Genomic DNA, 26,554 nt, shown 5'->3' on the forward strand with positions numbered 1-26,554 from the left:
GATCTTGCCCGCCAACCGCCATAGTTTTCTCTATCGCCCAATACGTCTCAGTCCCCACCGAAACGGTCTTTGACCCCTCCCCTCCCAATGCCGAACCTCTCGCCCACGGCACATCTGCGTGCCGTGCGTTTTGCCTGGGAGGTTGGGTTCAGGGATGCATGCGACGACGGTTCTGTACGGCCAGGTGCTAGTGGTGTTGGCCATTACCCTGTCCGGGGTATGGGGTGCCACGCAGTGGACGGCTGCTGCGCTCGGTTACCAGGCTCGCCTTGGCGCGCCCTGGTTCGAGTTGCTGGGCACGCCGGTCTATCACCCCTGGCGTCTGTTCGAGTGGTGGTTCGTCTTCGATGCCTATGCGCCGGACATTTTCAACGTCGGCGGCAGCATCGCCGCTTGCAGCAGCCTGCTGGCACTGGTGGTGGCCATCGGCATGGCGATCTGGCGGGCGCGGCAGGCAAGGCGGGTCACCACCTACGGATCGGCGCGTTGGGCCGATGCGGATGAGGTGCGCAAGGCCGGCCTGACCCAGCCTGCGGGTGTATTCCTCGGGCAGTTCGACGACCAGTACCTGCGTCACGAAGGCCCCGAACATGTACTGACCTTTGCGCCGACCCGCTCGGGCAAGGGCGTCGGCCTGGTTGTACCCACCCTGCTCTCCTGGCCGGCCTCGGCGGTCATCCACGACATCAAGGGCGAGAACTGGAGCCTGACCGCGGGCTGGCGTTCGCGCTTCTCTCACTGCCTGCTGTTCAACCCCACCGACCTAGCCTCGGCCGCCTACAACCCGCTGCTGGAAGTGCGCCGCGGCGCCCACGAAGTGCGCGACGTGCAGAACATCGCCGACATCCTGGTCGACCCGGAGGGCGCGCTGGAGCGGCGCAACCACTGGGAGAAGACCAGCCATGCGCTGCTGGTCGGCGCCATCCTGCATGTGCTCTACGCCGGCCGGGACAAGACCCTGCGCGGCGTCGCCAACTTCCTCTCCGATCCGGCCTGCACCTTCGAACTGACGCTGCACCGGATGATGACCACGCCGCACCTGGGCGATACACCGCATCCGGTGGTGGCCTCGGCCGCGCGGGAGGTGCTGAACAAGAGCGACAACGAGCGCTCGGGCGTGCTGTCCACGGCGATGTCGTTCCTCGGCCTGTATCGCGATCCAACGGTGGCCGAAGTCACCTCGCGCTGTGACTGGCGCATCGCCGACCTGATCTCGGCCGAGCATCCGGTGTCGCTGTACCTGGTGGTGCCGCCCTCGGATATCAGCCGCACCAAGCCGCTGATCCGCCTGATCCTCAACCAAGTAGGCAGGCGCCTGACCGAGTCGCTCGACGGCTCCGACGGCATAGAACGTCGGCACAAGCTACTGCTGATGCTTGATGAGTTTCCGGCACTCGGGCGATTAGACTTCTTCGAGACGGCCCTAGCCTTCATGGCCGGCTATGGGCTGCGCGCCTTCCTCATTTCGCAGTCGTTAAATCAGATCGACAAGGCCTACGGCCAGAACCACTCGATCCTCGACAACTGCCATGTGCGGGTGACCTTCGCCACCAACGACGAACGCACCGCCAAGCGCATCTCCGAGACCCTCGGCACTGCAACCGAGTTGCGCGCGCAGCGCAACTATGCAGGCCACCGTCTGGCGCCCTGGCTGGGCCACTTGATGGTGTCGCGCCAGGAAACCGCACGCCCGCTGCTGACCCCGGGAGAGGTCATGCAACTGCCCAACGACGAGGCCGTGGTGATGCTCTCGGGCCTGGCGCCGATTCGTGCGAAGAAGCTGCGCTACTTCACCGACGCCAACTTCCAGAGCCGGGTGCTGCCGACGCCGCGCTTGCAGCCAGGCCGCTACGCAGACGTACCAGCGCCACGCCCAGACGACTGGAGCGGCCTGGCTGTGCCTGCTGCCGTTACAGCATCGCCGGCCGACCTGAGCGATGACTCGACCATCGAGGACGGCGGCCCGCGCCGTCAGCCCGAACTGGCGGAGCTCGCACAGTTGCCAAATCACGACGAGCTGACCAGCGACCTGCTTCTGCTCGACGAGGACGATATTCCCGCCCCCTTCCCCACCCAGCCGGACCCACGCCTGCAACGCGTGGCGCGGCTGGCCGCCCTCGACCCTGACGATGGAATAGCCCTATGAGCCGAGCCCGCCTCAACCTATTTATCCAACCCGAGCATGCCAAGCGCCTGAACGAATTGGCGATCACCAAGGGCGTGTCGAAGTCCTCAATCATCGCTGCGGCGTTAGCCTCCTGGCTGTCACCCGAGTCCGGCGAGCAGCGCGAGGTGGCCATGGCCAAGCGCCTGGACCGGCTATCGCGCCAATTCGAGCGCTTGGAGCGCGACCAGCACATCCTGATCGAGACCGTGGCGCTCTACGTGCGCTACTACCTCACGGTCAGCACGCCTGTACCCGAGGCTCACCAAGAAGCAGCACGCGCGCAGGGCAAGCTGCGCTTCAGCCAGTTCGTCGAACAACTGGGGCGCCACCTGCAGCGCGGACGCAGCCTGGTCAGAGACATACACGAAGAGGTTCAGGCAGAGGCTCAGGTCTCGGGAGAGCGTCCATGACTGTCGCCTCTTCCCCAGTGCTGAGCGCAGCGGCAACTTCCCTGGATCGCCGCACGCGCATGTTGCGCACAGCACTAGGCCCGCAGATCGCTGCCGCCCTGGATGACCCTGACGTGGTCGAGGTGATGCTCAACCCCGACGGGGTGCTATGGCTGGATCGCCTGTCCGCTGGCCGCGTCCATCTAGGTACGCTGGCAGCTGCCGACGGTGAACGGATCATCCGCCTGGTGGCAGCGCATGTCGGCCAGGAGGTACATCGCAGCAAGCCGCTGCTGAGCGCCGAGCTGCCAGAAACTGGCGAGCGCTTCGAGGGCGTGCTGCCGCCCGTGGTGGCCGGGCCGACCTTCGCCCTACGCAAACGCGCCACCGGCGTCATCCCGCTGCAGCAGTACATCGCCGACGGCATCCTCAGCACCGCGCAGGCCGAGTACCTGCGCGTGGCTGTGGCTGAGCGGCAAAACATCCTGGTAGCCGGCGGCACCAGCAGCGGCAAGACCACCCTGGCCAATGCACTGCTGGCCGAGGTGGCCGGCAGTGGTGACCGCGTGCTGGTGCTGGAGGACACCGTCGAGTTGCAGTGCCCGGCCCGTGATCACGTCGCCCTGCGTACCAAGCCTGGCGTGGTCTCCATGGCTGATCTGGTACGCAGCACGCTGCGCCTGCGCCCTGACCGTGTGGTGGTCGGCGAGGTGCGCGGCGGCGAGGCGCTGGATCTGGTCAAGGCCTGGGGCACCGGCCATCCCGGCGGTATAGCCACCATTCATGCTGGCTCCGCACAGGGCGCGTTACTGCGCCTGGAGCAATTGATTTTGGAGGTCGCCCTGGCCGCACCAAGGGCGCTGATCGCCGAGGCGGTCAACCTAGTGGTGTTTCTCGCCGGCCGCGGTCGCGCACGCCATGTCCAGCAGATCGCCCGCGTCATCGGCCATGACGAGCGCGGCTACCAGTTCACCTCCATCGACACCCTCCTTTGCTCCTCTTCTGCCTCAGGAACTCAGCCATGACTGTCCCTCAGCTTTCAGATTCTTATCGTCACCGCGTCGTGAGTGCGTTGATGCTCGGCGCCGTATGCCTGGGCACGTCTCTTCCCGTACTCGCTGCAGGTTCCGGCATGCCCTGGGAAGGGCCGCTGCAATCGATCCTCGACTCAGTACAGGGTCCGGTGGCGCGCATCATCGCAGTGATCATCATCATTAGCACAGGCCTGACGCTGGCCTTCGGCGACACCAGCGGAGGCTTTCGCAAGTTGATCCAGATCGTCTTCGGCCTGTCGATCGCCTTCGCCGCGTCCTCGTTTTTCCTCAGCTTCTTCAGCTTTGCCGGCGGGGCGGTGATCGCATGAGCGGCGAACACGAACTCATCCCTGGCTTCGAGGTGCCGCTGCACCGTTCGCTAGCGGAGCCGATCCTCCTCGGCGGAGCCCCACGTAACGTGGCGATCCTCAACGGCACCCTGGCGGCCGTGGTCGGCCTGGGCCTGCAACTCTGGCTGCCTGGCTTGGCGCTCTGGTTGGTCGGCCACTCGCTGGCGGTGTGGGGTGCCCGCATGGATCCGCAATTCCTCCAGGTCTTCGCCCGGCATATCAAGCAGCCGTCGCTACTGGATGTGTGAGGAGCGCCGCCATGTTGAACCTCACCGAATACCAACGTCGCACCGCCCAGCTCGCCGACTGGCTGCCCTGGGCCGGCCTTGTCGCGCCCGGCGTGCTGTTGAACAAAGATGGCTCGTTCCAACGCAGCTTGCGCTTTCGAGGGCCGGATCTGGACAGTGCGATACAAAGCGAGCTGGTGGCCACCTCGGCGCACCTGAACAATGCTCTGCGTCGCCTCGGATCGGGCTGGGCGCTGTTTATCGAGGCCGAGCGCCTGGCGGCAGCCTTCTACCCTGACAGCACCTTTCCCGAACCCTTGTCCTGGCTGGTGGACGAGGAGCGCCGCGCAGCCTTCGAGGCACACGGAAGCCACTTCGAGAGCAGCTACCACCTGACGCTGCTCTACCTGCCGCCGGAGGAGTCGCGCTCACGCGCCGCCGGCCTGCTCTACGAGCACCGGGCACAGCGCGGCGTCGACTGGCGTGAACGGCTGGCTGCCTTTGTCGCCGAGACGGATCGCTTTTTCGATCTGCTGGACGGAGTGATGCCAGAGCTCGCCTGGCTCGACGACAGCCAGACGCTGACTTACCTGCATGCCACGGTTTCGACCCACCGCCATCGGCTGGCCGTACCAGAGGTGCCCTTTCACCTCGACGCCCTGCTGGCCGACAGTCCGCTGACCACCGGCCTGGCGCCACGCTTGGGCGAGCAACACCTGCGTGTGCTGTCGGTACGTGGCTTCCCTACCTCGACCTGGCCCGGCGTGCTGGACGATCTCAACCGTCTGGGCTTCGCCTATCGCTGGTCGACCCGCTTTATCTGCCTGGACAAGGACGAGGCAGAGAAGGAATTGGTGCGCCTACGCCGGCAGTGGTTCGCCAAGCGCAAAGGAGTCCTGGCGCTGCTGCGCGAAGCGATCTTCCAGCAGGAAAGCCCACTGCTCGACAGCGATGCGGCGAACAAGGCAAGCGACGCCGACGCGGCGCTGCAGGAACTTGGCGCTGACCAGGTCGCCTTCGGCTACGTGACCGCCACCGTGACGGTGAGCGATGCCGACGCCCAGGTCGCCGACGAGAAGCTGCGCCGGGTCGAGCGGGTGATTCAGGGACGTGGCTTCGTCACCATCGCCGAGAGCCTCAACGCGGTGGAGGCCTGGTTATCGTCGGTCCCCGGCAACGCCTACGCCAATGTCCGCCAGCCGCTGATCTCCACGCTCAACCTGGCGCACCTGATGCCGGTCTCGGCAGTCTGGGCCGGCCCGGTGCGCAACGAACATCTGGATGGCCCGCCATTGGTGATCACCCGTACAGATGGCGCCACACCCTTTCGCCTGGTTACCCACGTCGGCGACGTCGGCCACACCCTGGTGGCCGGCCCCACCGGCATGGGCAAGTCGGTGCTGCTGGCGACCTTGGCCCTGCAGTTTCGCCGCTACCCAGGCTCGCGCCTGTTTCTCTTCGACATGGGGCGCTCGCTGCGCGCAACGGTGCTGGGCCTGGGTGGCGAGCACTACGACCTCGGAGGCGACGGCGACCTGGCCTTCCAGCCGCTGGCGCGCATCGATCAGCCGGGATACCGAGCCTGGGCCGCCGAGTGGCTGGAGGCGCGCCTGCTGCAAGAAGGTGTGGCCGTCGACCCCGAGCAGAAAGCCGCGCTGTGGACGGCGCTGGACAGTCTGGCCGGCGCGCCCGAATCGCAGCGCACACTGACCGGCTTGTCCGTGCTGCTGCAGGACAACGCCCTGCGCCAGACGCTGCAGCCCTACGTGCTGGGCGGCGCGCATGGCGCATTGCTGGATGCCGACGAGGATCGTCTGGGCAACGCCGACGTGCAGTGTTTCGAGATGGAGGAACTGATGCACAGCAAGTCGGCGGTGGCTGCCGTGCTGAGCTACCTGTTCGCTCGTTTCGAGGAGCGCTTTGACGGCGCGCCGACACTGCTGATCCTCGACGAGGCCTGGCTGTTTCTCGACGATCCGCTATTCGCCGCGCGCATCCGCCAGTGGCTCAAGACCCTGCGCAAGAAGAACGTCAGCGTCATCTTCGCCACCCAGTCGCTGGCCGACATCAAGGACTCCAGCATCGCTGCGGCGATCATCGAGAGCTGCGCCAGCCGCATCTTCCTGCCCAACCCGCAGGCGGGCGAGCCGCAGATCCGCGGCATCTACCAAGGCTTCGGACTGAACGACCGGCAGATCGAGATCATCGCCCAGGCCACGCCCAAGCGTGATTACTACTACCAGTCGCGCCTGGGCAACCGCCTGCTCGACCTCGACCTGGGGCCGGTGGCCCTGGCCTTCGCTGCCTCGGCCAGCCCGGCCGAGCAGCGCGAGATCGACCGCATTTTGCAGACGTCCGGCGCCGCCGATTTTGCCCCTGCCTGGTTGCGTCACCGCGGCCTGGACTGGGCCGCCGACCTGCTCACCGCGTATCCCTCGTCACGCAAGGAGTGCCTGCCATGAGATCCCCTGTCCACCATTTCCCCTGCGCCACGCTGCTGGTATTTGGCCTGCTGGCATTGAAGCCGGCCAACGCCTTCACCGTAATCGATCCGACCAACCTGGTGCAGAACACGCTGACTGCGGTGCGCACCCTGGAGATGGCAAACAACCAGGTTCGCCAGTTGCAGAACGAAACCCAGATGCTGCTGAACCAGGCCCGTCACCTGCAGCGCCTGGACTACAACGTGGTCAGCCAGCTGCGCGCGAGCTTGGCCAATACCGAGCGGCTGCTCGCCGAGGCGCGAGGGCTGGCCTACGAAGTGCAGCGCCTGGATCAGGAGTTCAGCCGACTCTACCCGAACGAGTACACCGGCGACGTCAGCAGCCAACGCCTGGCAGAAGAAGCGCGGGAGCGCTGGCAGCAGGGCCTTGATGGTCTGCATACGGCGCTGCGTGTACAGGCTCAGGTGACGCAAAACTTGGCCGAGGATGAGAGCGCCCTGGCCGCTCTGGTGCAGCAGAGCCAATCCGCGGATGGTGCCTTACAGACTGCCCAGGCCACCAATCAGTTGCTGGCCCTGCAGGCCAAGCAGTCGATCCAGGCGCAGCAGTTGCAGATCACCCAGAACCGTGCCGTCGCCCTGGAGCTTGCCCGGCAGTCTGCAGCGGCCGAGGAGGCACGCGAACGGCGGCGTCGCTTTATGGGCAACGGCACGCCCTATACCCCCTACCCCGTGCAGTTCTATCGGTAGGGAGGCGTCCTCATGAGATTCCTGACACTGCTACCGCTGCTGGTGCTGGTCGCCTGCGGACAGGTCGACAACGGGGTCATGGCTCGGCAAGACGATGCGGCTGAGCGCTTCTACTCGGGCTGTGCTCGGCCCGGCGAGTTTCTCCGGTCTACAGACTTGCCCGCGATCCCGCCAAGCTTCGACGAGGACGTGCAATGAACGACGTCAGCGTGATCGACCGATTCCTCGAAGTCTTCGGGCTGTATATCGATACGGGCTTCGGGCTGCTCGGCGGCGAGGTGGCCTTTCTCACCATGACTCTGGTGGTGATCGACATGACCCTGGCCGGACTGTTCTGGGCCATGGGCGGTGAGGATGTCAGCGCCAAGCTGATCCGCAAGACCCTCTATGTCGGTGCCTTCGCCTTCATCATCGGCAACTTCAATGCCCTGGCCAAGATCGTCTTCAACTCCTTCGCTGGGTTGGGTCTGCTGGCCTCGGGTTCCGGGTTGAGTCATGCGGAGTTTCTGCAGCCAGGGCGATTGGCCGCGATTGGGGTTGATGCCGGAGGGCCGCTGCTCGAGCAGATCAGCAGCCTCAGCGGCTTTCCCGAAGTCTTTAGCAACCTGCACAGCATTCTGGTGCTGTTTCTCGCCTGGCTGGTGGTGATCGTCAGCTTCTTCTTCCTGGCCATTCAGCTGTTCGTGACCTTGGTCGAGTTCAAGCTCACAACCCTCGCCGGCTTCGTGCTGGTGCCCTTCGCATTATGGAACAAGACCGCTTTTCTCGCCGAGAAGGTGCTGGGCAACGTGGTCGCGTCCGGCATCAAGGTGCTGGTGCTGGCGGTGATCGTCGGCATTGGCAGCGGGCTGTTCGCCGAGTTCCAGGCTATGCCGGACGAGCCCTCCCTTGACCATGCGCTGGTGGTCATGCTCGCCTCGCTGGCCCTGCTGGGTCTGGGCATTTTCGGGCCGGGCATTGCCACCGGGCTGGTCTCCGGCGCACCGCAACTGGGTGCTGGTGCAGCAGCCGGTACTGCACTCGGCGCGACGGGCATGGCTGCTGGTGCTGCTGCAGTCGCCGCAGGTGTCGGCGGCGCGGTATTGGCGGGCGCACGTATGGCACCCGGTGCAGCACGCTTGGCCATGGGCAGCGCTCGCTCTCTGGCAGGTGCCTCTTCCGGCGCTGCAGCAGGTGGCGCCCCCACAGCTTCCGATCCTGCAACTGCTCCAGCCAAACAGCCCGACTGGGCCAGGCGCCTGCAGCGCAGGCAGCAACTCTCACAGGCTACCAGCACGGTCGCCCACACCCTTCGTGGCGGCGATGGCGGTGGTTCATCAACTGGGCCGCAGATCCGCGACCCATCGAATTCGTAAAGGAGGACGAAGATGCGATTCACACGTCCACGGGTGCGCTACAGCGACACTCCTCAACCTGTCACCCCTTACCAGGCCGCGGCACAGGCCTGGGACCTGCGCATCGGCAGGAGCCTCGTGCAGGCACACAACTGGCGACTGATGGCCTTCGGTTGTCTGGGCCTGGCGCTGCTGATGGCCGGCGGACTGGTCTGGCGTTCGGCGCAGTCGACGGTGACGCCCTACGTGGTGGAGGTCGACAACCTCGGCCAGGTGCGCGCCGTCGGCGAAGCCGCCAGCCCCTACCAGCCCCAGGATGCGCAAATCGCCCATCACCTGGCGCGCTTTATCGAGCAGGTGCGCTCGCTGTCGATCGATCCGGTGGTGGTGCGGCAGAACTGGATGGAGGCCTATCACTTCACCACCGACCGCGGCGCAGCCACCTTGAATGACTATGCCCGCGCCAACGATCCCTTCACCCGGGTCGGCAAGGAGTCTGTATCTGTCGAGGTCACCAGTGTGGTGCGTGCCAGCGACAGCTCGTTCCAGGTGCGCTGGATTGAACGCCGTTTCGTGAATGGTTCGGGCGCCGGCCTGGAGCGCTGGACGGCTGTGATCTCGCTAGTACTTCAGCCTCCACGCACCGAGGAAAAGCTGCGCCGCAACCCGCTCGGCATCTACGTCAACGGCCTGTCCTGGAGCCGTGAGCTGGACACTACGGAAGGAGCCAAGAAACCATGAAAACCTCCCTGAACCTCTGTATATGCCCTCTACTGCTGAGCATGCTGGCCGGCTGCGCCAGCCAGGAACCGCCAGTGATCGCGCTGGATGAACCGATAGAAGCACAGCGCCTGCCGGAGCCGCCCAAGCCCATCGAGGTAGTGGAAGTACCCAAGCCCCTGGCCCTGCCCGACCAGCTCAAGCCACTGCCGGAAACTCAGCGCAGCAAGCCGGCCAAGGAGCCGGCTGACGAGCGCGTACGGGTCTCGCGCGCCAATCGCGAGGCCCGGGTTGCACCGAGCCGGGAAGGCTATATCAACGCCATTCAGGTGTGGCCCTACTCCGATGGCGCGCTGTATCAGGTGTACGCCAGCCCAGGACGGGTGACCGCAATCAACCTGCAGCCCGGCGAGGAACTTGTCACCGTAGCCGCTGGCGACACCGTGCGCTGGATCGTCGGTGACACCACCAGCGGCAGCGGCGATGAGTTGCGCACCAGCGTGCTGATCAAACCGACGCGGGTCGACCTCAAGACCAACCTGGTGATCACCACTACGCGTCGCACCTACCTGATCGAGCTGAGTTCCACCGAGCAGGCCTGGATGGCGTCGGTGTCCTGGAACTATCCGAAGGACCGCATGCTCGCCCTGCAACGCCGCGCTGGCGCCGCCCAGGCCGCGGCGCCGGTGGATGCCGGCCTAACGCTGGAGCAGTTGCGCTTTCGTTATGCGATCAGCGGCAGCAATCCACCCTGGAAGCCACTGCGTGCCTTCGACGATGGGCGCAAGGTGTATATCCAGTTCCCCTCCGGTATCGCCCAGGGCGAGCTGCCGCCGATGTTCGTAATCGGCCCGGAAGGTGACGGGCAGCTGGTCAACTATCGTTTCCGCTCGCCCTACTACATCGTCGACCGCCTGTTCGGCGCGGCCGAGCTGCGCCTAGGCGCCGACAAGGGTGACGTGGTGCGGATCGAGCGCAACGATGGCGTGGCATGGAGGCCCTGAGCATGACGGCCAAGAACGAAAACCAAGCCGCAGCAACCTCCCTACCGCCCAAGGAGGCGCCGGAGTCGCTGGAGCTGCGCGCCAAGCCTCGCCCAGTCACCCGACTCAATCCGCGCATGCTGGCGGTAGTGGTCGGCGGCCTGTCGGCTGCGGTACTCGGAGCCATGCTGTGGTCGCTGCAGCCGCAGCAGCGCCGCCAGGGCGCCGAGCCGAACGAGCTATACAACGTCGACCGCGTGGCACGCTCCGAGGGGCTGGAGCAGTTGCCGGCAGACTACTCGCAGCTGCCGCCGCCACCTGCGCCCGAAGTACCGCAACTGGGGCCGCCGCTGCCCGGCGATCTGGGCGGGCCAATCCTAAGGGCGGAGCAGCAGGCGCAAGGTTATGGACATGGGCCAGATGCCGCCGAAGCTGATCGCCTGGCACTGCTCAAGGAAGCTGAGGAAGCCGCGCAGTCCTCGGTGTTTTTCCAGACTGGCAGCGCGAGGAAATCGAGCGTCGCATCCACAGGAGCTGCCCATATTGACCCCATGACCTTGGGTACGACCTCGCCAGGCACTTTAGGCGGAACATCAGGAACACCAACCCAGCAGGAACGGAACGAGGCGTTTCTCAGCAAATCCGTAAATGCACAAATCCGTAATTCCGGATTGCTACAGATGCCTGAATCGCCTTACCAGGTGATGGCCGGCACCGTCATCGCGGCGGCACTGGTCACCGGGATCAAGTCGGATCTGCCCGGCGACGTGATCGCCACGGTGACCGAACCAGTCTACGACAGCGCCACCGGTGAGCATGTACTGATCCCCCAAGGCGCGCGCCTGCTAGGCCGCTACAACAGCCAGGTGAGCTACGGACAGAGCCGCGTGCAGGTGGTATGGCAGCGAGTGATCTTGCCGGACACCTCGTCTTTCCAGCTCGACAATCTGGTCGGTACCGATGCTGCCGGCTACGCCGGCCTCGAGGATCGCGTCGACTGGCATTGGGATCGGATTGTCGCCGGCGCAGCCATGACCAGCCTGCTGGGTATCGGCGCCGAGTTGGCGGCACCGACCAGTCGCTCTGACGGCGACCGAATAATCATCGCCGGTCGCGACAGCCTCCAGGATACGGTGAATCAGGTCGGCCAAGAGGTCACTCGCCGCAACCTAGATATCCAGCCCACGCTGACCCAGCGCCCGGGCCTGCCAATGCGCGTGATCGTCAATCGCGACCTGGTGTTGCGCCCCTACCAGCCTTTCTCCACTCAACAGAGGAACCTGCCATGAGTACGACCAAGCTGCGCCTCGGCCCGCTGCCGAAAACCGAGAACCTGAAGCTGACCTTCAACTGCCCCGCCAGCCTGAAGGCCGACCTCGAGCGCTACGCGGCGCTGCACTCGCAAACCTATGGTGAAGAAGTCGACGCCCTGACGCTCATCCCGCACATGCTTGAAGCTTTCATGGCGAGGGATCGGGTGTTCAGGAGGACGAATACCAATCTTGCACCGGCAATTGATAAGCCTGTATCCCCCTCCCAGCTGCCGTGATGGCAACGGCAGAAAATCCACATACGGTTGAAACCCGTGACCTAATACATCACACTTATCACCATGATCGTAAGCTTCCGGCACAAAGGTCTACGCATTTTCTTCGAATCTGGCTCAACCAAAGGCATCCGGGCCGACCACGCAAAGCGCCTGGGCCGAATGCTGAGTTTTATGGATAGAGCCAGCGAACCCGCCGATCTAGATATCCCTGGTTGGCGGCTACATCCCCTCAAAGGGGAACTTGAAGAGTTCTGGTCGCTCACCGTCAACGGCAACTGGCGAGTGATCTTTCGATTCGTGGGTAGCGACATCGAACTCGTCGACTACCTTGACTACCACTGAACAAGAGGGGGTTATCCATGACCATGTTCAACCCGCCACATCCTGGTGAAACCCTGCTTGAGGACGTGCTTCCTGAACTGGGCATCAGCATCGCTGAACTTGCGCGACGCCTTGGTTTTGCGCGGGAATCCCTGTCTCGCGTTTTGCATGGACATGCACCGGTCAGCCCGGACTTGGCCGTTCGCCTGGAGTTGGCCGGCATCGGCAAAGCTCGCACTTGGCTTGGCGTGCAAACCGACTATGACCTGTGGCAAGCCAGGCATCGTGAACAGCCGCATATCGAACGTTTTGCGGCGCTTGCTTAGTTCCGTGTGACGGGAGGCGACTGCGATGAAAGGAAAGGCTCTACGGAGCAATTCGAGCCCGTTATCGACCTTGTTCAGGAGCAGTTCTGATGCGACCAAGCGCGCTGCTTATGGCGCAGCAGCTGAGCGTGCCGTCGAAAGTCAGCGCAAGGTACTTGAAGAAGCGGAACGCATAAGAGCGCTGTCTCTACCACCACGACCGGCTTAAGACCGACCTTGAGCGGTATGCGATATCGCAATCAAAAATCTGTGGCGAAAGCCCCCATATATCGGGGCCTGCACTGCCGCTCTAGCCAAAGGTTTTCATAAACGGCTCAGCACAATGTCTGATTGCCGAGACAACATGCGGTGCCTGCTCGCCCAGCTCAGTTGAGCGTGCTAGTACCCGCTCAAGCGCGCTCAGCTGCTCGCGGATCACGTGTTCTGGCCGCACTACATCACAGACTTGGGCGAAGTCCAGCAGCCCTTGGCGCGACGCAAAGAGTGATTTGTTGCCCACAAGATCCAGCGCTAATACATCCTCAGGAATGTAGGCCGTTGTGTTGACGATATCGTAGGCCGGGGCGAGCCGCGCGTCGCGCTGAGTAGGATCGGAAGACAGTAGCCCGAAGTTTTTCAGATGAGCGTCGCCGTTACCAACGATGCAGCTCAAGGTCACGATGGCGAAAAGCTGTGCCAGCGATTCTTGCACCTGCTCAGGCGCGCAGAACAAGCGGATGGCTTTGGCGATAGCCGAATAGCTCTTGCTGTATTTTTGCTCCGCAGCCAGCCCCATCAATGCCGCCATGTCCTCGAAGCCGATGGGGTTGAGTTGTTCATCCCTGTCGAAGCGGCGCATGACGAACAGCTTGGCATTGTCGGAGAGGTAGAACTCGGGCACTGCAATGCCCGCTTCCTTGGCCACGGACATGCAAAGGAACTCGTTGATCGCCAGCCCCGGAAACTCATCGCGGCCGCTCTTGATGATCAGGTCAGAGGTTTCCGAGGTGAAGCGTTGTGGCGCTGAGTCCTGATGCTCTGGTACCAGCACCTTAGGCTGAACGCCCGATATACCGGCACGTAGGATGTAGCGATCCACCAAGCCGGCAAAAATATCTTCTGCACCGTCCCAGGCAAGAATTTCTTCCAATTTTTCCCCGGGAAACTGCTGCCTGCGTAACAATGCATCGACTTCAGGCGAACTGACCGCCACACGTCCGATAGGCGAACTGCTGCCAGACAGTGCCAAGAGCAACATCGGGTCAACGTTCGCCACCTTAGCCAGACGGTTGCGCAGTTGCTCCAGGACGTAGCCTTCCGGCAGGTTCATCTGGAATATGGGGTGCAGTTCCCTATGGCGGTATTCGTCTAGTCGCACCGGCATAAGCAAGCTGATCGCTGCCTGCGCTTTGGCGTCCTCGTGGTAGCGAAATAGATAGTCTTTGTCGCTAGTAAGAATCTTCCCACTGTCCCCCTCAGGCGTTGCAACCTGCAGTACGGCCTTCATCAGTCGAATACTCCATGGATTTCGTCCAGAGTGGGCATGGCTGCCGGCACCACGTTGAGTTCAGAGTCGAGGGCGGCCAGCACTCGCGCATAGGCAATCATCCCCACTGAGAGGTCACCCTTCTCTATCGCGATAACCTTTTGCCGGGTGATGCCCGCCAGGGAAGCGAGCGCGGCCTGCGTGAGCCCGCGATTCAGTCGGCGCAGCCGAAGCTGCTCGCCAAGTCGCAGCGTGATGAGGGAATAGTCCATGTTCTGTATACGAGACAATTTACGGTCTATGTAACGTATACCGAACCATCGGAGAAATCAAAGCGAATGGTCTGATTAAGTCCAAGAAAGGTCGCTACCGCCAAGCCCTGCGAGCATTTTTACAGACGCACCCGAGGCCCCTTCAATCCAAGCAACGCTTTAGCGCATCCAGCTCCCCAACAGGCCCACGCGCTTTGCTGAGCCGTTGGCGCCGGGCGCCGACGCCGCCCAAGGCACTACACCCCCCTCCCCCGCGCCCATCTGCGACTTAGCTTGTTTGCCATCAGACCAAACGCCAATAGGCTAACTCCAATTGGAATGGCGCTATGGCGTAGAGTAATGAAGACACTGTTTTTGCTGATGGCTCAGTACGACGGACAAGCTGTAATTCCTATCGAATGGGTATGCCGAGATTTCCTTGGCCTTTCGGTGGACAAGTTCAAGCGCAAACGCCTGATGGGAGAAATAGACCTTCCAGTAATGCGACTGGGCGCGAATTCGCAGAAGGCCAACCTTGGCGTGCATTTAGAGGATCTCGCTGCCTACATCGATAGACAGCGCGAAGCTGCAATCAGAGAGCAGGATCAGTTGATGGATCGACGACGCCTGGCCTGAGGCACACCCTTTCTATCTTCTGCAGGTTCCGGCTCTACCCGTGCACCCAGAACGACAGGGGCCTCGATTATTTTCTCCAGCCAAGACCAATCCTTGTAAGGATCTCCTCGCCCATTCAAATGCGTATAACGACGCATGGAGTTCCAGTCGCGATGCCCAGATACGCTCGCGACCCTCGGTATATCCCAATCCATCTCAAAGAGCCGGCTCACGCCATCATGTCGTAGATCGTGAAAATGCAAGTCTTTGATAGCCAGAAACTTGCAGGCACGAGTAAAGGCTGCAGAGATTGAATCTGAACAGTAGGGAAAAATCTCTCGGCAATCCTTAGGCATGCTTTGAATAAGCTGCCAGGCCTCATCTGGCAGATGGCACCAAACGTCATTGCCGATTTTCTGCCCTGGATTTTTCATATCCCGAACAAGCACCGCCTGCCGTCGCTCATCCAGATCCTCCCAGTGAATCCGCGTAATCTCCTCCTGCCTACGCGTCGAGAAGATCGCAAAAGCTATTACCTTGGGCATATGTATCGCGCTAGGCCTACGCGCCTGGATATCAAAAAAGTAGACAAGCAATTTGTCCAACTCATCCCTGCTGGGTCTCCGATCACGCTCTCGACTCCGAGTCACCATACCCAGCTTACGCAGAACCTTGCGCGCATCAGTCATAGCACTCGCGTCAATCTCATACCCCCAGGCAGGCTTAGCGACAGACAGGACCGCGCCAAGGTGTGCGAGGTCGTTCCCAACGGTCTGGGCCTGGACGCCGCCGCCATCCTTGCTCATTCGCCATTGCGCGTACTCAACCAGCTTCTGACTTGTCAGATCGACATCAGCAACTTGACCCAGCCAACTCAGGCTAATGGCCTTTAAGGTAGCCCGCTTCGTTTTTCCGAGCGGACGGATCAACTCGTATTCATCAAGATAGCGCTCAATGATTTTCTGAAGCGGCACATTTTCCCTCGAAGCCTTTTCGAGAGCACCGGGCAGGGCAAGCTCGGCCTCCCTCCTCAACATCCAGGCACGGGCAACCGGCTTACGGTCGAAGGACTGGCTTTCTTGGTAGACTACGACGCCCTTGCGGCGCAACCGAATCTGAACCGTGTATTTGGCCTGCCCGCTTTTATTCACGCGCCGAGTGATCGTTCCCATATCGCTCACCAACAGTGCTAAAAATGTATTTGCCAGTGCTAAATTTTAGCACTACACGCGTAAAAACGGGCAAAAACAAGCATTTCCGGCCTTTAAACGACCCAAGCAAATGCCTCTAGAATCAGCCTCAAAGCCAGTAACCACGCGCCCTACACTGTCTCGCCGCTTCTCCGTGGCACCGATGATGGATTGGACGGATCACCATTGCCGGTATTTTCTGCGCCAGCTCTCGCGCCACGCATTGCTCTATACGGAGATGGTCACCACGGGTGCGCTGCTGCATGGCGATACCCAGCGATTCCTGCACTACGACGAGACAGAGCACCCGGTGGCGCTGCAATTGGGCGGCAGCAATCCGGCTGATCTGGCGGCCTGCGCGCGGCTTGCCGAGCGCGCCGGCTATGACGAAGTGAACCTCAATGTCGGCTGCCCCAGCGACCGGGTGCAGAACAACATGATCGGCGCCTGCCTGATGGCACATCCAGCGCTGGTTGCCGAGTGCGTCAAGGCGATGAGCGATGCGGTGAGCATTCCGGTTACCGTCAAGCACCGCATCGGTATCGACGGGCGCGACAGCTACGCGCAGTTGCGCGATTTCGTCGGCCAGGTACGCGACGCCGGCTGCCGCAGCTTCACCGTGCACGCGCGTATCGCCATTCTGTCCGGCCTGTCGCCCAAGGAAAACCGCGAGGTTCCCCCGCTGCGTTATGACGTGGCAGCGCAACTGAAACAGGATTTCCCCGAGCTGGAGTGGGTTCTCAATGGCGGCATCAAGACCCTGCAAGCCTGCCAGCAGCACCTCGAGACCTTCGATGGCGTGATGCTCGGTCGCGAGGCCTATCACAACCCCTACCTGCTGGCAGAGGTCGACGAGCAGTTGTTCGCCAGCGAACGCCCGCCGATCAGCCGGCAGGAGGCCATGCGGAGCATGCGCCCCTACATCGAACGGCACATGGCTGCGGGCGGCCTGATGCACCATGTTACCCGCCATATGCTCGGCCTGGCCCAGGGTTTTCCAGGCGCGCGGCGCTTCCGCCAGTTGCTGTCGGCCGATATCCACAAAAGCGATCGGCCTTTGGCGATTTTCGACCAGGCGGCGGAGTTGCTGGCCGGCCGTTAGCCGAGCAGCAATCACAACCCGCCGCGCCACCAGTTGAGCGCCACCTGAGGCTCAGGTAAGGTCATGGCACCCGAATCGACAAGGCCGAGCCATGACCTCCAAGCTGGATCAACTCAAGCAGTTCACCACCGTGGTTGCCGACACCGGAGACATCGACGCTATTGCCCGCCTGAAGCCGGTGGACGCCACCACCAACCCCTCGCTGCTGCTCAAGGCAGCCGCCCTGCCGCGCTACGCCGAGCTGCTCAAGCAGGCGGTAAGCGCCAGCAAGGGTGATATCGACCTGGCCAGCGACCGTTTCGGCGTGACTGTCGGTCGCGAGATTCTGCAGGTGATTCCGGGACGTATTTCCACCGAGGTGGATGCCCGTCTGTCCTTCGATACCCAGGCCACCCTGAGCCGTGCCCGGCGCCTGGTGGAGCTGTACGAAGAAGCCGGCGTGACCCGCGAACGCATCCTCATCAAGATCGCTTCCACGTGGGAAGGCATCCGCGCTGCCGAGCAGTTGGAAAAGGCCGGCGTGCAGACCAACCTGACCCTGCTCTTCTCCTTTGCCCAGGCGCGTGCCTGTGCCGATGCCGGCGCCTTTCTGATCTCGCCCTTCGTGGGCCGCATCTATGACTGGTACAAGAAGGCCGAAGGGCGCGATTACGTGGGTGCCGAGGACCCGGGCGTGCAGTCCGTGGCGCGCATCTATGATTATTACAAGGCGCACGGCCACAAGACCGTGGTCATGGGCGCCAGCTTTCGCAACGTTGGCCAGATCGAACAGCTGGCCGGCTGTGATCGCCTGACCATCAGCCCTGATCTGCTGCAACGGTTGGCGGAAGACAGCGGCACACTGGAGCGCAAGCTGAACACGGAGATTTCCGGGCAGAGCGAAGCCGCCATCGGTGAAAGCCAGTTCCGCTGGGAGATGAACGAAGACGCCATGGCCACCGAGAAACTCGCCGAGGGCATCCGCCAGTTTGCCCGCGACCAGGAAAAACTCGAGAAGCTGCTTGCCGCCACCATCTGAGGGGAAACGAAAACGGGGCGCCTCTCGGCGCCCCGTCAGTTGGCCTCGGGCCTGCAGATCAGGGATGCTGCTCGAGCGCACTCACCAGATCATGAAAGGCCGCACGATTCGACTCGTTCAGCCCCATCAGAATCCGGTGGGCCTCCAGCACGCGCGCGCGCACCACGTCTTCAGACTGGTCCTGCGAGGGTAGATCAGCCAGGCAGTCGGGACAGTCATAGGGCTGATTGATGATGTTGAACACCTGATCAAAGCCCATCGACTGCAACAGACGGGTAATGTCGGCGTGGGTGGTCACCACGGTCGGCAACAGCCCGACCTTTTGCCGCGACAGGATCGACAGCTTGGCGAGCAGCCCCAACGTGGTGCTGTCGATGCTGCGCGTTTCCGTCAGGTCGATAACGATGGCGGAGAAATTCAGCGCGGTGAAAATCTTTTCGATCGTGGAATCCAGTGCCGAGCACAAGGTCAGGCGCACTTCGCCGATGAACTTGAGGACGAAGGTGCCATCCTGTTCGGCAAACTGGATTCTACCGGGGCTTATCCCAGGATTCATGCAAGGTTCCTGCTTAACACCAGCAAGGCGATATCATCCGGCATCTCCGCCAGATTGGCCAGTCCAAACACGCTGCGCAACCCGTCCAGGGTTCCACCTGCCTCGCTCACCAGCTTCGGTAGCAAGGCTTCTTTTTCCTGCAGAGTGTCGCCGTCCAGCAGATCAAGAATGCCGTCCGACAACAGGGTCAGGCTAAACGATTGCGGAAGGTCCATTTCCAGATCGGTGTAATCCGCTTCCTTGAACAGGCCCACGGGCAAGCCGCGGCCTTCGAGATAGTGCGCTTCGCCGCCGCTGTACATGACAGGCAGCGGCAGATGACCGCCAATGCTGTAGGTCAGGCGATTGTGCTCTTCGTCGATCACCCCGCCGAGCATGGTCACGTGCTTGCCAAGCTTGCAATTGATCAGGCCCCGGTTGATGTGGCCGAGCACGTCCGACGGTTTGAACTCGGGCAACATGCCATTGCGTCGTGATTCATAGAGCAGCCGGGTGGTCATGAACTTGAGCAGCACGGTCACGAATGCCGAAGACGCCCCGTGCCCGGACACGTCTGCCAGGTAAAAGGCGACGCGTCGCTCGTCGACACGGAAGTAGTCGACGAAGTCGCCTGACAGATAGAGCGACGGGATGATCTGGTGGGCGAAGGACAGCCCTTCGTTTTCCCACGGCGTGACAGGCAGCATGTTCATCTGCACCTGACGCCCGGCATTCTGGTCTTCCTGCAGCAGGTGCAGGCTGGCCTGCAGCTCGCGATTGGCGGCTTCCAGCTTCTCGCGGTAACGCTCGTTCTCCTGGCGCAGGTGTACGCGGTCCAGCGCACGCCGCACCGAGTGCTCGAGCACGGCGAGGTCTTCGAGCGGCTTGATCAGGTAGTCGGCCGCGCCGAGGCGCAGAGCCTCGACCACATCGGTCATCACGCCCGCCCCGGACACCACGATGATGGGCGCCGAGCTTTCCAGGGCATTGATCCGGCGGATCAGCTCGAGACCATCGACCTGAGGCATGCGCAGGTCGCAGATGACCAGATCCGGGCGTTCGCGCTCGAACACTTCAAGACCTTGCAGACCGTTGCCGGCGAGCAGGATGTTGAAGCCGCTGTCTTCCAAGTAGGCTGCAATGCTGGCGCGAACGACTTCGTCGTCATCGATCAGCAGCAACGTGGCACTGGTTTTGTGCATGGGGTGTCCAGGCAAACTGCGCCGGGGATGGTTAGCGTAAACGCAGCCAACAACCTGCGCGGGTACACGGTTCGCGTCAAGGCGCAGACGGTACTCCCATCCTCAACACGATTCAACAGGCGCCGTTCGCTGCCTAGCGACTTTACACCTGAAATCGGGGAGGGTTATAAGAACCGCAGGAACGCCCTACAACAATGAGGATAGCTTGATGAGCCAGAGTGATCGTGATTACGAGGAAAAGCGCGATTACATTCGCATGCGCCTGGAAACCCAGGTGACGCTCCACCATGGCGGTCAGGCAATCCCGGCGCTGTGCCGCGACCTGTCCAGCACCGGCATGCAGCTGGAGGCGCAATGCAAGGTGCAGATTGGCGACAAGGTGCGCGTATCGATCCCTTCAGGGCACGACGCGTTGAAAGGCCTGGAGGCCGAAGCGCAAGTGGTGCGAGTGGCCGATGAAGACGACGGCCGACAGATTCTCGGCCTGGCCGTCATCTCGATGAGCTGACATACACGGTAACGTGATGGAGCCTACCGCCCGCCTCCATCGCGTTATCAACTGCCCTGCCAGGTTGCCCTGGCGCAACGGCAATGCAGGGTGATCAGAAATCGTCTTCCACCTCACCGTCGCGGACCCGGAACTCGCGGTTCTGCAGGTAGGCGTTGCGAATGAAGATGTATTTGTCACCGCTGATCATGCGCTCTGCGTCGAGCAGGCTTGCCCGGGTATCGACCACATTGACGCCACGCACCACATTGCGGGTCGGCACGTGATCCATGTAGGGATAGGGGGTCAGCAAGCTGTCCGGCACCCTGCTGGGTGCGTCACGCAGCGAGCTCGGGCCGAGCAGCGGCAACACCAGGTAAGGGCCGCTGCCCACGCCCCATGCGCCCAGTGTCTGGCCAAAATCTTCATCGCTGCGTTGCAGGCCCATGCGGCTGGCCACGTCGAAGAAACCAAGGCCGCCCAGGGTGCTGTTCAACAGCAGACGACTGGTGTCGACGCCAGCGTCGTGCACCTTGCCTTGCAGCAGGTTGTTGGCCAGATTGCCGACATCGCCAAGGTTACGAAACACATTGTGCACACCGGTTTCCAGGAACTGCGGCGTGACTGTCTGGTAGCCCTGAGCCAGGGGCTTCAGCGCATAGGTGTCGACGGTATCGTTGAAGCGAAAGATGGGCCGATTGACCGATTCCCAGGGATCTTCCGTGGCCGCCTGGCCCATGACAGGCATTGCCAGCAAACCGGCGCATGCCAGCATCCTGCCGAAGCTTGTCATCCAATCCGATCCAATCAAACGCATTACTGTTCTCCTAGGCTATTGAGCACGGTCTCTCCCGGCAGCGGCGACGTAGTATAAGGCGGTGCGCGAGCAATAGGCAGCGCGCTGATGCACGGGTGGGCCGGTGTTTATCGACGCCCGGCGCCGCTCCATGTACCGGTCGTCCGGCTGCCCCGCAGCGTCACGAGACCGTCATATTGGCTTGTCATGGTAGCGCGATCATCGCCAGGGAACGACATCGCAATGCCACAGCCAGCCCTCTCTGCAGTTCCCCCCTCCTTCACCGCCGTATTGTTCGGGCTGTCCGGCTGCCTGGTCGACTTCGGCGCCCGCAGTGCCTCGCTGGCCGGCGCTCGACACCTGACGTTGATACGCGAGGACGGCGGCCCGGCGCGGCGGATCGAACCCGACATTGCGCGAGACCTGCACAGCTGCTGCGAGCCCACCCCGGGAGCGCTGGCGACCCTGCACAGCCTTCAGGAACAAGGGGTGCCATGCGCCTGGATGGACGAGCTGCCCGAACCACTGGCGCTGAACCTGGCCAACCAGTTGCCCGAGTGGCTGGTGGCAGCGCCTTGCGGCACGCAACGCACGTGGCCAGCACCGGATGCCTGCTGGCAGGCGCTGAGCAGCCTGCAGATCGACCGCCTGGACGGTTGCGTGCTGGTCAGCGGCGAACCGCGCCTGCTGCAGGCTGGCCTCAATGCAGGGCTATGGACAGTGGGGCTGGCCGCCTGTGGCTCGCTGGGCGGCCACGCATTGAGTGACTGGCTGCGGCTGGACAGCCTGCAACGTGATCTGCTGCGCGCCGATGCGACCTTGACCCTCTACCGCCTGGGCGCCCACTCGGTGATTGACCAGTTGACCGACCTGCCCGCCTGTCTCGACGACCTGCAGGTTCGTCGCGGCAAAGGTGAAAAACCCTAGACGGATAGCGCAACGGCTGGGCGCTTCCATCTGGCGCAAGAAGTAATGACCTTTCGTCGCCCGCGGCGGTCAATTATCTTGCCTATCACCAAGGGAGAACCCCATGCCTGCGAATCATCTGCAGCAGCAACTGGAAGAGTTGCACAAGCAACTGGCGCAGAATCCGCCGGTAAACGAAGAAGACCGTGAGTCGCTGGCCCTGTTGGCCCGCGATATCGAGCTGCAGCTCGCTGCCCAGCCGGTAACTACGGCCGATGCCTCGCTGGTCGACAGTGTCAATCTGGCGGTCGAGCGCTTTGAAGTGAGCCACCCGACACTGGCAGGCAGCCTGCGCAACATCATGCAGAGCCTGGCCAACATGGGTATCTGATAGCGACCGCAAGAATGAAAAAACCAGCCTGAGAAGGCTGGTTTTTTTGCATCCGCTACTGCCTGACCAGTCGCCGGTTCTCCGGGAGTTGGTTCAAGGTAGTGCGATAAGGGTTGATGTCCAGCCCGCCACGCCGCACGTACCGTGCATAAACAGTCAGGTACTGTGGCTGCAACAGCCGCTGCAGGTCCAGGAAAATGCGCTCCACACACTGTTCGTGGAAGTCCGCATGTTGACGAAAACTGACCAGATACGCCAACAGGCTGGCCGGCTCCAGCGCAGACCCGCGATACTCGACCACCACGCTGCCCCAGTCCGGCTGCCCGGTTACCGGGCAATTGGATTTGAGCAGGTGACTGTGCAGGCTCTCCTCGACGATACGTGCCGTATCGCAAACCAGTAGCTGCGGCTGCGGCGCCGCATAAGTGCTGATCTGTACGTCCAGCTCGTCGATGCAGGTACCTGGCAGCACCGCCAGCCCTTCACGCGCCACCTCACCCAACTGCCGTACGCGCACACCTACGGGCTTGCCGGCGGTTGCGGACAAGTCCTTCTCGAGCACGCTGACCAGTTCGGCTTCGCTGGCAAACACCGACTGATTCAGTGAGTTCAGGTACAGCTTGAAGGACTTCGATTCGATGATGTTCGGCGAGTCTGCGGCAATGGCGAACTCACCGATCGCCACCACCGGCTTGCCGGATGGCAGCAACCAGGACAATTCGAAGCAGTTCCAGTAATCCACGCCTCGATACGGCAGTGTCTGCGCGCTCAACCCCAGCTCGGCCCACTTGGCTGCGCGCGGGATAGGAAATAGCAGTTCAGGCGAGTACGTCGCGATGTATTCGCTGCTCTTGCCCAGCGGGGAATGTTCCACGGATTGCATGACGGTTACCTGTGACGCGTTGAGTGCGGAGGCCCGATGATCTCCGCCGCAAGAAAGGGGTTCAGCCCAGCTCAGCGGCCACGGCAGCCAGTGCGGCAGCCGGATCGGCGGCCTGGCTGATCGGGCGGCCGATCACCAGGTAGTCGGAGCCGGCGTCCAGCGCCTGACGCGGCGTGAGGATGCGGCGCTGATCATCCTGGGCGCTGCCGGCCGGCCGGATACCGGGCGTGACCAGCTGCAAGGCGGGTTGTGCGGCTTTCAGCGCGGGAGCTTCGAGTGCCGAGCACACCAGACCGTCCATGCCGGCCTTCCGAGCCAGCCCTGCCAGGCGCAGCACCTGCTCCTGGGGCTCGATATCCAGGCCGATGCCGGCCAGGTCCTCGCGCTCCATGCTGGTCAGCACCGTGACGCCGATCAGCAGTGGCACCGGGCCGTTGAACCGCTCCAGCGTCTCGCGGCAGGCACTCATCATGCGCAACCCGCCGGAGCAATGCACATTGACCATCCACACGCCCATCTCGGCAGCCGCCTTCACGGCCATTGCCGTGGTATTGGGAATGTCGTGGAATTTCAGGTCGAGGAACACCTCGAAGCCACGGTCACGCAGCGTAGCGACGATGTCAGAGGCACAGCTGGTGAACAGCTCCTTGCCGACCTTGACTCGGCACAACCTGGGATCGAGCTGGTCGGCGAGCGCAAGCGCAGCCTCCCGGGTCGGGAAATCCAGGGCAACGATGATCGGGGTCTGGCACGCGGACATGAGCAACTCTCGAGCAGGAAATTCGGCGCGCATTGTAGCGCAAGCGATTGCCAATGGGGTTGCAACGATGGCTTCGCTAGAGCAGCGCCGCCAGGCGTAGACCTTCGCCACGCTGGCAGGCGATGCGGATGGCACTCAAGCCCAGCCAGTCAGCCAGACGCCTCACCGCGCCTGCCAGGGCCTCGATGCTGTCCTCGTCGAGCCCGGGGAGCTCCTCATGCACCGCATGGACCGCGAGACATCCCTGGCTGCGCTCGGCGCGCACGTCCAGCCGCGCGACGATCCGCTCGCCGAACAGAAACGGCAGCACGTAGTAGCCATATACCCGCTTATGCTGTGGCGTGTAGATTTCCAGCCGATAGCGGAAATCGAACAGCCGCTCGGTACGTGAGCGCTCCCATATGAGTGAATCGAATGGCGACAGCAGCGTGCAGGCCACGACCCGGCGCGGCACCCTCAGGGGCGCAACGCAGTACGCCAGTTGCGCCCACCCCTTCACGCGGACAGGGCTCAACGCGCCCTCCTCGAGCAGTTCCTGCAACCGTGCGCGGCAGTCGCCCGGCTGCAGACGAAAGTAGTCGCGCAGGTCTCGCTCCGTCGCGACGCCCAGCGCCCCGGCCGCCCGCAGCACCAGCGCGCGCTGCGCATCGGCCTCGTCAGGCTGCTGCGCCAGCAGGGATGCCGGCAGCACCCGCTCCGGCAGGTCGTACAAACGTTCAAACCCGCGGCGCCCGGCCACCGTCACTTCGCCAGCAGCGAACAGCCATTCCAGCGCCTGCTTTTGCGCCGTCCACCCCCACCAGGGGCTGCTACGTGAGCGCTCCTCGGCCAGGCTGCCGGCGCCCAGTGCACCGCGCTCCGTGACGGCCTGCAGCACCTTGTGAATCAGCGGTTGCTGCTCGCGCCCGAGTGCTGCCAGCTCCTTGTAGATTCCGCGCCCCTCCTTCGCGCGCTGCATGCGCCAGCGCAGCAGCGGGTAATAGTCGAATGGCAGCAGAGAGGCCTCGTGGCCCCAGTATTCGAATAGCGTGCGCTGCCGCCCCTGGCTCCACGCGGCTTGTTGCAGTAACTGGGGGTCGTAGCGGCCAAGGCGGGAATACAGGGGCAGGTAATGCGAGCGCACCACGGCATTCACCGAGTCGATCTGCAGCAGCCCCAGCCGCTCGATCACCTCATTGACGGCACGGCTGCCAGGCGCTCCTGATCGCGGGCGCTCCGCGAACCCTTGAGCGGCAAGCACCGCGCGCCGTGCCTGGGCAGTAGACAAGCTGGCAATGGACGACATGGCGGCACCGACAAGGAGTGAAAAAATACGGTAACCCATTGCGCTGAATCGACCAACCGAGGGCCTGCCTACTTGCTCAGGGGAGCGTCCCAGAACGGCCACTGAGTCTCGCTGAACACCTCACTGCTATCGAGGCCAGGTCCTTCAACGCAGCGTCGCCGAGTGACGCCAGTAGTTGACGCTCACGCGCCAGTTGCCGCCAACGGCGGGCCCGCGCTACACACTTTTTGAGCCAGGCGATAAAGCGCGCACCCGCTCGCCGGCCAGCGAGGCACTGGCCGAGCGGATTCTCGAAGGCGTCAGGCTTTGAGGCCGAGCGCCACGGCGCAGGCCAGCAAAAAGGCGGTGAACAGTATGCGCAACAGGTGCTCGGGCAGCGCGTGAGCCAGGCGTACGCCCCAGCTGATGCTCAGCAGCCCGCCAATCGCCAGCGGCAAGGCCAGCGCCCAGTTGACGTGGTCGTGCATGGCATAAGTCACCAGGGTCACGCCAGTGCTGGGCGCCGCCAAGGCCAGCGACAGCCCCTGCGCGACCACCTGCGAGGTGCCGAACACGCTGGTCAGGATGGGCGTGGCGATCACCGCGCCACCGACGCCGAACAGACCGCCGAGTAGCCCCGCACCGCTGCCCAGCACTGCCAACCAAGGCCAGGGCTGGCGCAGTTCCGCCGACGCGGCAGGAGGACGTAGCCACATGCGTAGCAGGTTGTAGAAGGCCAGAGCGACCAGAAACGATACGAACGCCAGGCGCATCGCCTCCGGATCGAGGTTGACCGCCCAACCCGCGCCAACAAGCGCGAAGACAAAGCTGCTGAGCGCCAGCGCCAATGCGTAGCGCAGATCGATGCGGTTGCGCTGGTGGTAGCGCCACAGCGCCAACAGCACGTTGGGCACCACCATCACCAGCGCGGTACCTTGCGCCAGTTGCTGGTCCAGCCCGAACAGTACGCCCAGCACCGGAATGGCGATCAGCCCGCCGCCAATACCGAACAATCCGCCCAGGGTGCCAAGCATCAGGCCAAGTACGATGTTGAGCGCGAAGGCAAGCAGGTCCATGAAAGCGGTCCGGTGGAAAA

Annotated in this window: 31 protein-coding genes; 21 read left to right on the forward strand and 10 right to left on the reverse strand. The window is 62.9% G+C overall.

All coding sequences use genetic code 11. The features are described from left to right. Positions 1-154 precede the first annotated feature (154 nt). The 15 genes from ACZ0AV_RS03720 to ACZ0AV_RS03790 all read left to right on the forward strand — a co-directional run bounded on the left by ACZ0AV_RS03720 (position 155) and on the right by ACZ0AV_RS03790 (position 12,593). Positions 155-2,146 (forward strand): conjugal transfer protein TraG, encoded by a 1,992-nt coding sequence (locus ACZ0AV_RS03720; protein WP_499149784.1) that lies wholly within the window; start codon positions 155-157, stop codon positions 2,144-2,146. Then, complete coding sequence (locus tag ACZ0AV_RS03725; RefSeq protein WP_125851358.1) at positions 2,143-2,577, forward strand: CopG family transcriptional regulator; 435 nt, start codon at positions 2,143-2,145, stop codon at positions 2,575-2,577. Before ACZ0AV_RS03720 ends, ACZ0AV_RS03725 begins: the two co-directional genes overlap by 4 nt. After that, positions 2,574-3,581: a P-type conjugative transfer ATPase TrbB gene (gene trbB, locus ACZ0AV_RS03730; RefSeq protein WP_499149785.1), complete on the forward strand. Its 1,008-nt coding sequence runs from the start codon at positions 2,574-2,576 to the stop codon at positions 3,579-3,581. Before ACZ0AV_RS03725 ends, trbB begins: the two co-directional genes overlap by 4 nt. After that, positions 3,578-3,919: a TrbC/VirB2 family type IV secretion system protein gene (locus tag ACZ0AV_RS03735; protein WP_499149786.1), complete on the forward strand. Its 342-nt coding sequence runs from the start codon at positions 3,578-3,580 to the stop codon at positions 3,917-3,919. The genes trbB and ACZ0AV_RS03735 overlap by 4 nt, the downstream gene beginning before the upstream one ends. After that, positions 3,916-4,188 (forward strand): VirB3 family type IV secretion system protein, encoded by a 273-nt coding sequence (locus ACZ0AV_RS03740; protein ID WP_499149787.1) that lies wholly within the window; start codon positions 3,916-3,918, stop codon positions 4,186-4,188. Before ACZ0AV_RS03735 ends, ACZ0AV_RS03740 begins: the two co-directional genes overlap by 4 nt. Before the next feature lie 11 nt (positions 4,189-4,199). Beyond that, positions 4,200-6,629, forward strand: coding sequence for a conjugal transfer protein TrbE (trbE, locus tag ACZ0AV_RS03745; RefSeq protein ID WP_499149788.1), 2,430 nt, complete (start codon positions 4,200-4,202; stop codon positions 6,627-6,629). Then, positions 6,626-7,360 carry a P-type conjugative transfer protein TrbJ gene (trbJ, locus tag ACZ0AV_RS03750; RefSeq protein ID WP_499149789.1) on the forward strand — a complete coding sequence of 245 codons (735 nt, stop codon included), beginning with the start codon at positions 6,626-6,628 and terminating at the stop codon, positions 7,358-7,360. Before trbE ends, trbJ begins: the two co-directional genes overlap by 4 nt. A gap of 12 nt (positions 7,361-7,372) precedes the next feature. After that, positions 7,373-7,558, forward strand: a complete 186-nt coding sequence (locus ACZ0AV_RS03755; RefSeq protein ID WP_075932559.1) for a hypothetical protein — start codon at positions 7,373-7,375, stop codon at positions 7,556-7,558. Next, positions 7,555-8,715, forward strand: a complete 1,161-nt coding sequence (gene trbL / locus ACZ0AV_RS03760) for a P-type conjugative transfer protein TrbL (RefSeq protein ID WP_499149790.1) — start codon at positions 7,555-7,557, stop codon at positions 8,713-8,715. Before ACZ0AV_RS03755 ends, trbL begins: the two co-directional genes overlap by 4 nt. Positions 8,716-8,727: 12 nt before the next feature. Further along, positions 8,728-9,435 (forward strand): conjugal transfer protein TrbF, encoded by a 708-nt coding sequence (gene trbF, locus ACZ0AV_RS03765; protein WP_499149791.1) that lies wholly within the window; start codon positions 8,728-8,730, stop codon positions 9,433-9,435. Continuing rightward, on the forward strand, positions 9,432-10,418 hold the full coding sequence (trbG, locus tag ACZ0AV_RS03770; RefSeq protein ID WP_499149792.1) for a P-type conjugative transfer protein TrbG: 987 nt from the start codon (positions 9,432-9,434) through the stop codon (positions 10,416-10,418). The genes trbF and trbG overlap by 4 nt, the downstream gene beginning before the upstream one ends. A gap of 2 nt (positions 10,419-10,420) precedes the next feature. Then, entirely contained in the window at positions 10,421-11,686 is a 1,266-nt protein-coding gene (locus tag ACZ0AV_RS03775) for a TraB/TrbI/VirB10 family type IV secretion system protein (RefSeq protein WP_499149793.1), read from the forward strand. Beyond that, positions 11,683-11,946: a DUF2274 domain-containing protein gene (locus ACZ0AV_RS03780; protein ID WP_499149794.1), complete on the forward strand. Its 264-nt coding sequence runs from the start codon at positions 11,683-11,685 to the stop codon at positions 11,944-11,946. Before ACZ0AV_RS03775 ends, ACZ0AV_RS03780 begins: the two co-directional genes overlap by 4 nt. Positions 11,947-12,009: 63 nt before the next feature. Continuing rightward, complete coding sequence (locus ACZ0AV_RS03785) at positions 12,010-12,288, forward strand: type II toxin-antitoxin system RelE/ParE family toxin (RefSeq protein ID WP_409836919.1); 279 nt, start codon at positions 12,010-12,012, stop codon at positions 12,286-12,288. 17 nt (positions 12,289-12,305) lie between these two features. Then, positions 12,306-12,593 carry a HigA family addiction module antitoxin gene (locus ACZ0AV_RS03790; RefSeq protein WP_499149795.1) on the forward strand — a complete coding sequence of 96 codons (288 nt, stop codon included), beginning with the start codon at positions 12,306-12,308 and terminating at the stop codon, positions 12,591-12,593. Between the two features lie 289 nt (positions 12,594-12,882). On the opposite strand, the gene ACZ0AV_RS03795 is transcribed toward ACZ0AV_RS03790, so the two are convergent. Then, positions 12,883-14,079 carry a type II toxin-antitoxin system HipA family toxin gene (locus ACZ0AV_RS03795; RefSeq protein WP_499149796.1) on the reverse strand — a complete coding sequence of 399 codons (1,197 nt, stop codon included), beginning with the start codon at positions 14,077-14,079 and terminating at the stop codon, positions 12,883-12,885. Beyond that, positions 14,079-14,330, reverse strand: coding sequence for a helix-turn-helix domain-containing protein (locus ACZ0AV_RS03800; protein WP_499149797.1), 252 nt, complete (start codon positions 14,328-14,330; stop codon positions 14,079-14,081). The genes ACZ0AV_RS03795 and ACZ0AV_RS03800 overlap by 1 nt, the downstream gene beginning before the upstream one ends. 339 nt (positions 14,331-14,669) lie before the next feature. Between ACZ0AV_RS03800 and ACZ0AV_RS03805 the strand changes: the two genes are divergently transcribed. Then, complete coding sequence (locus tag ACZ0AV_RS03805; protein ID WP_074915953.1) at positions 14,670-14,945, forward strand: pyocin activator PrtN family protein; 276 nt, start codon at positions 14,670-14,672, stop codon at positions 14,943-14,945. On the opposite strand, the gene ACZ0AV_RS03810 is transcribed toward ACZ0AV_RS03805, so the two are convergent. Next, positions 14,915-16,096, reverse strand: a complete 1,182-nt coding sequence (locus tag ACZ0AV_RS03810; RefSeq protein WP_499149798.1) for a tyrosine-type recombinase/integrase — start codon at positions 16,094-16,096, stop codon at positions 14,915-14,917. The two genes, ACZ0AV_RS03805 and ACZ0AV_RS03810, sit on opposite strands and share 31 nt — an antisense overlap. Positions 16,097-16,205: 109 nt before the next feature. Here ACZ0AV_RS03810 and dusA point away from each other — a divergent pair, with 109 nt between their 5' ends. Then, positions 16,206-17,216 carry a tRNA dihydrouridine(20/20a) synthase DusA gene (gene dusA / locus ACZ0AV_RS03815; RefSeq protein ID WP_499149799.1) on the forward strand — a complete coding sequence of 337 codons (1,011 nt, stop codon included), beginning with the start codon at positions 16,206-16,208 and terminating at the stop codon, positions 17,214-17,216. A gap of 91 nt (positions 17,217-17,307) precedes the next feature. Beyond that, positions 17,308-18,234: a transaldolase gene (gene tal / locus ACZ0AV_RS03820; RefSeq protein WP_499149800.1), complete on the forward strand. Its 927-nt coding sequence runs from the start codon at positions 17,308-17,310 to the stop codon at positions 18,232-18,234. Positions 18,235-18,292: 58 nt separating this feature from the next. Here the strand turns inward: tal and rssC are convergent, their stop codons facing one another. Together rssC and rssB are read right to left on the reverse strand one after the other, a co-directional pair. Next, a complete protein-coding gene (rssC, locus tag ACZ0AV_RS03825; RefSeq protein WP_499153285.1) occupies positions 18,293-18,778 on the reverse strand; it encodes an anti-sigma factor antagonist RssC in 486 nt (161 codons plus the stop codon). Between the two features lie 8 nt (positions 18,779-18,786). Beyond that, positions 18,787-19,971 (reverse strand): two-component system response regulator RssB, encoded by a 1,185-nt coding sequence (gene rssB, locus ACZ0AV_RS03830; RefSeq protein WP_499149801.1) that lies wholly within the window; start codon positions 19,969-19,971, stop codon positions 18,787-18,789. 208 nt (positions 19,972-20,179) lie between these two features. Between rssB and ACZ0AV_RS03835 the strand changes: the two genes are divergently transcribed. Further along, entirely contained in the window at positions 20,180-20,479 is a 300-nt protein-coding gene (locus tag ACZ0AV_RS03835; protein ID WP_499149802.1) for a PilZ domain-containing protein, read from the forward strand. A gap of 94 nt (positions 20,480-20,573) precedes the next feature. On the opposite strand, the gene ACZ0AV_RS03840 is transcribed toward ACZ0AV_RS03835, so the two are convergent. Next, on the reverse strand, positions 20,574-21,275 hold the full coding sequence (locus ACZ0AV_RS03840; RefSeq protein WP_499149803.1) for an MlaA family lipoprotein: 702 nt from the start codon (positions 21,273-21,275) through the stop codon (positions 20,574-20,576). A gap of 222 nt (positions 21,276-21,497) precedes the next feature. Between ACZ0AV_RS03840 and pcrP the strand changes: the two genes are divergently transcribed. Further along, entirely contained in the window at positions 21,498-22,181 is a 684-nt protein-coding gene (gene pcrP / locus ACZ0AV_RS03845) for an HAD superfamily inactivated hydrolase PcrP (RefSeq protein WP_499149804.1), read from the forward strand. A gap of 103 nt (positions 22,182-22,284) precedes the next feature. Beyond that, positions 22,285-22,551: a DUF4404 family protein gene (locus tag ACZ0AV_RS03850; RefSeq protein WP_499149805.1), complete on the forward strand. Its 267-nt coding sequence runs from the start codon at positions 22,285-22,287 to the stop codon at positions 22,549-22,551. A 55-nt stretch (positions 22,552-22,606) separates the two neighbouring features. Here ACZ0AV_RS03850 and queF read toward each other — a convergent pair whose 3' ends face one another. The 4 genes from queF to ACZ0AV_RS03870 form a co-directional block, all read right to left on the reverse strand. Beyond that, positions 22,607-23,434: an NADPH-dependent 7-cyano-7-deazaguanine reductase QueF gene (queF, locus tag ACZ0AV_RS03855; RefSeq protein ID WP_499149806.1), complete on the reverse strand. Its 828-nt coding sequence runs from the start codon at positions 23,432-23,434 to the stop codon at positions 22,607-22,609. 61 nt (positions 23,435-23,495) lie between these two features. Beyond that, a complete protein-coding gene (gene pyrF / locus ACZ0AV_RS03860) occupies positions 23,496-24,194 on the reverse strand; it encodes an orotidine-5'-phosphate decarboxylase (RefSeq protein WP_499149807.1) in 699 nt (232 codons plus the stop codon). 76 nt (positions 24,195-24,270) lie between these two features. Beyond that, positions 24,271-25,479 carry a winged helix-turn-helix domain-containing protein gene (locus tag ACZ0AV_RS03865; RefSeq protein ID WP_499149808.1) on the reverse strand — a complete coding sequence of 403 codons (1,209 nt, stop codon included), beginning with the start codon at positions 25,477-25,479 and terminating at the stop codon, positions 24,271-24,273. A gap of 299 nt (positions 25,480-25,778) precedes the next feature. Then, the gene (locus ACZ0AV_RS03870) at positions 25,779-26,534 is read right to left on the reverse strand and encodes a sulfite exporter TauE/SafE family protein (protein WP_499149809.1); all 756 of its coding nucleotides are present in this window, start codon (positions 26,532-26,534) and stop codon (positions 25,779-25,781) included. Positions 26,535-26,554 lie beyond the last annotated feature (20 nt).

Source organism: Pseudomonas sp. AC532, assembly GCF_979258965.1.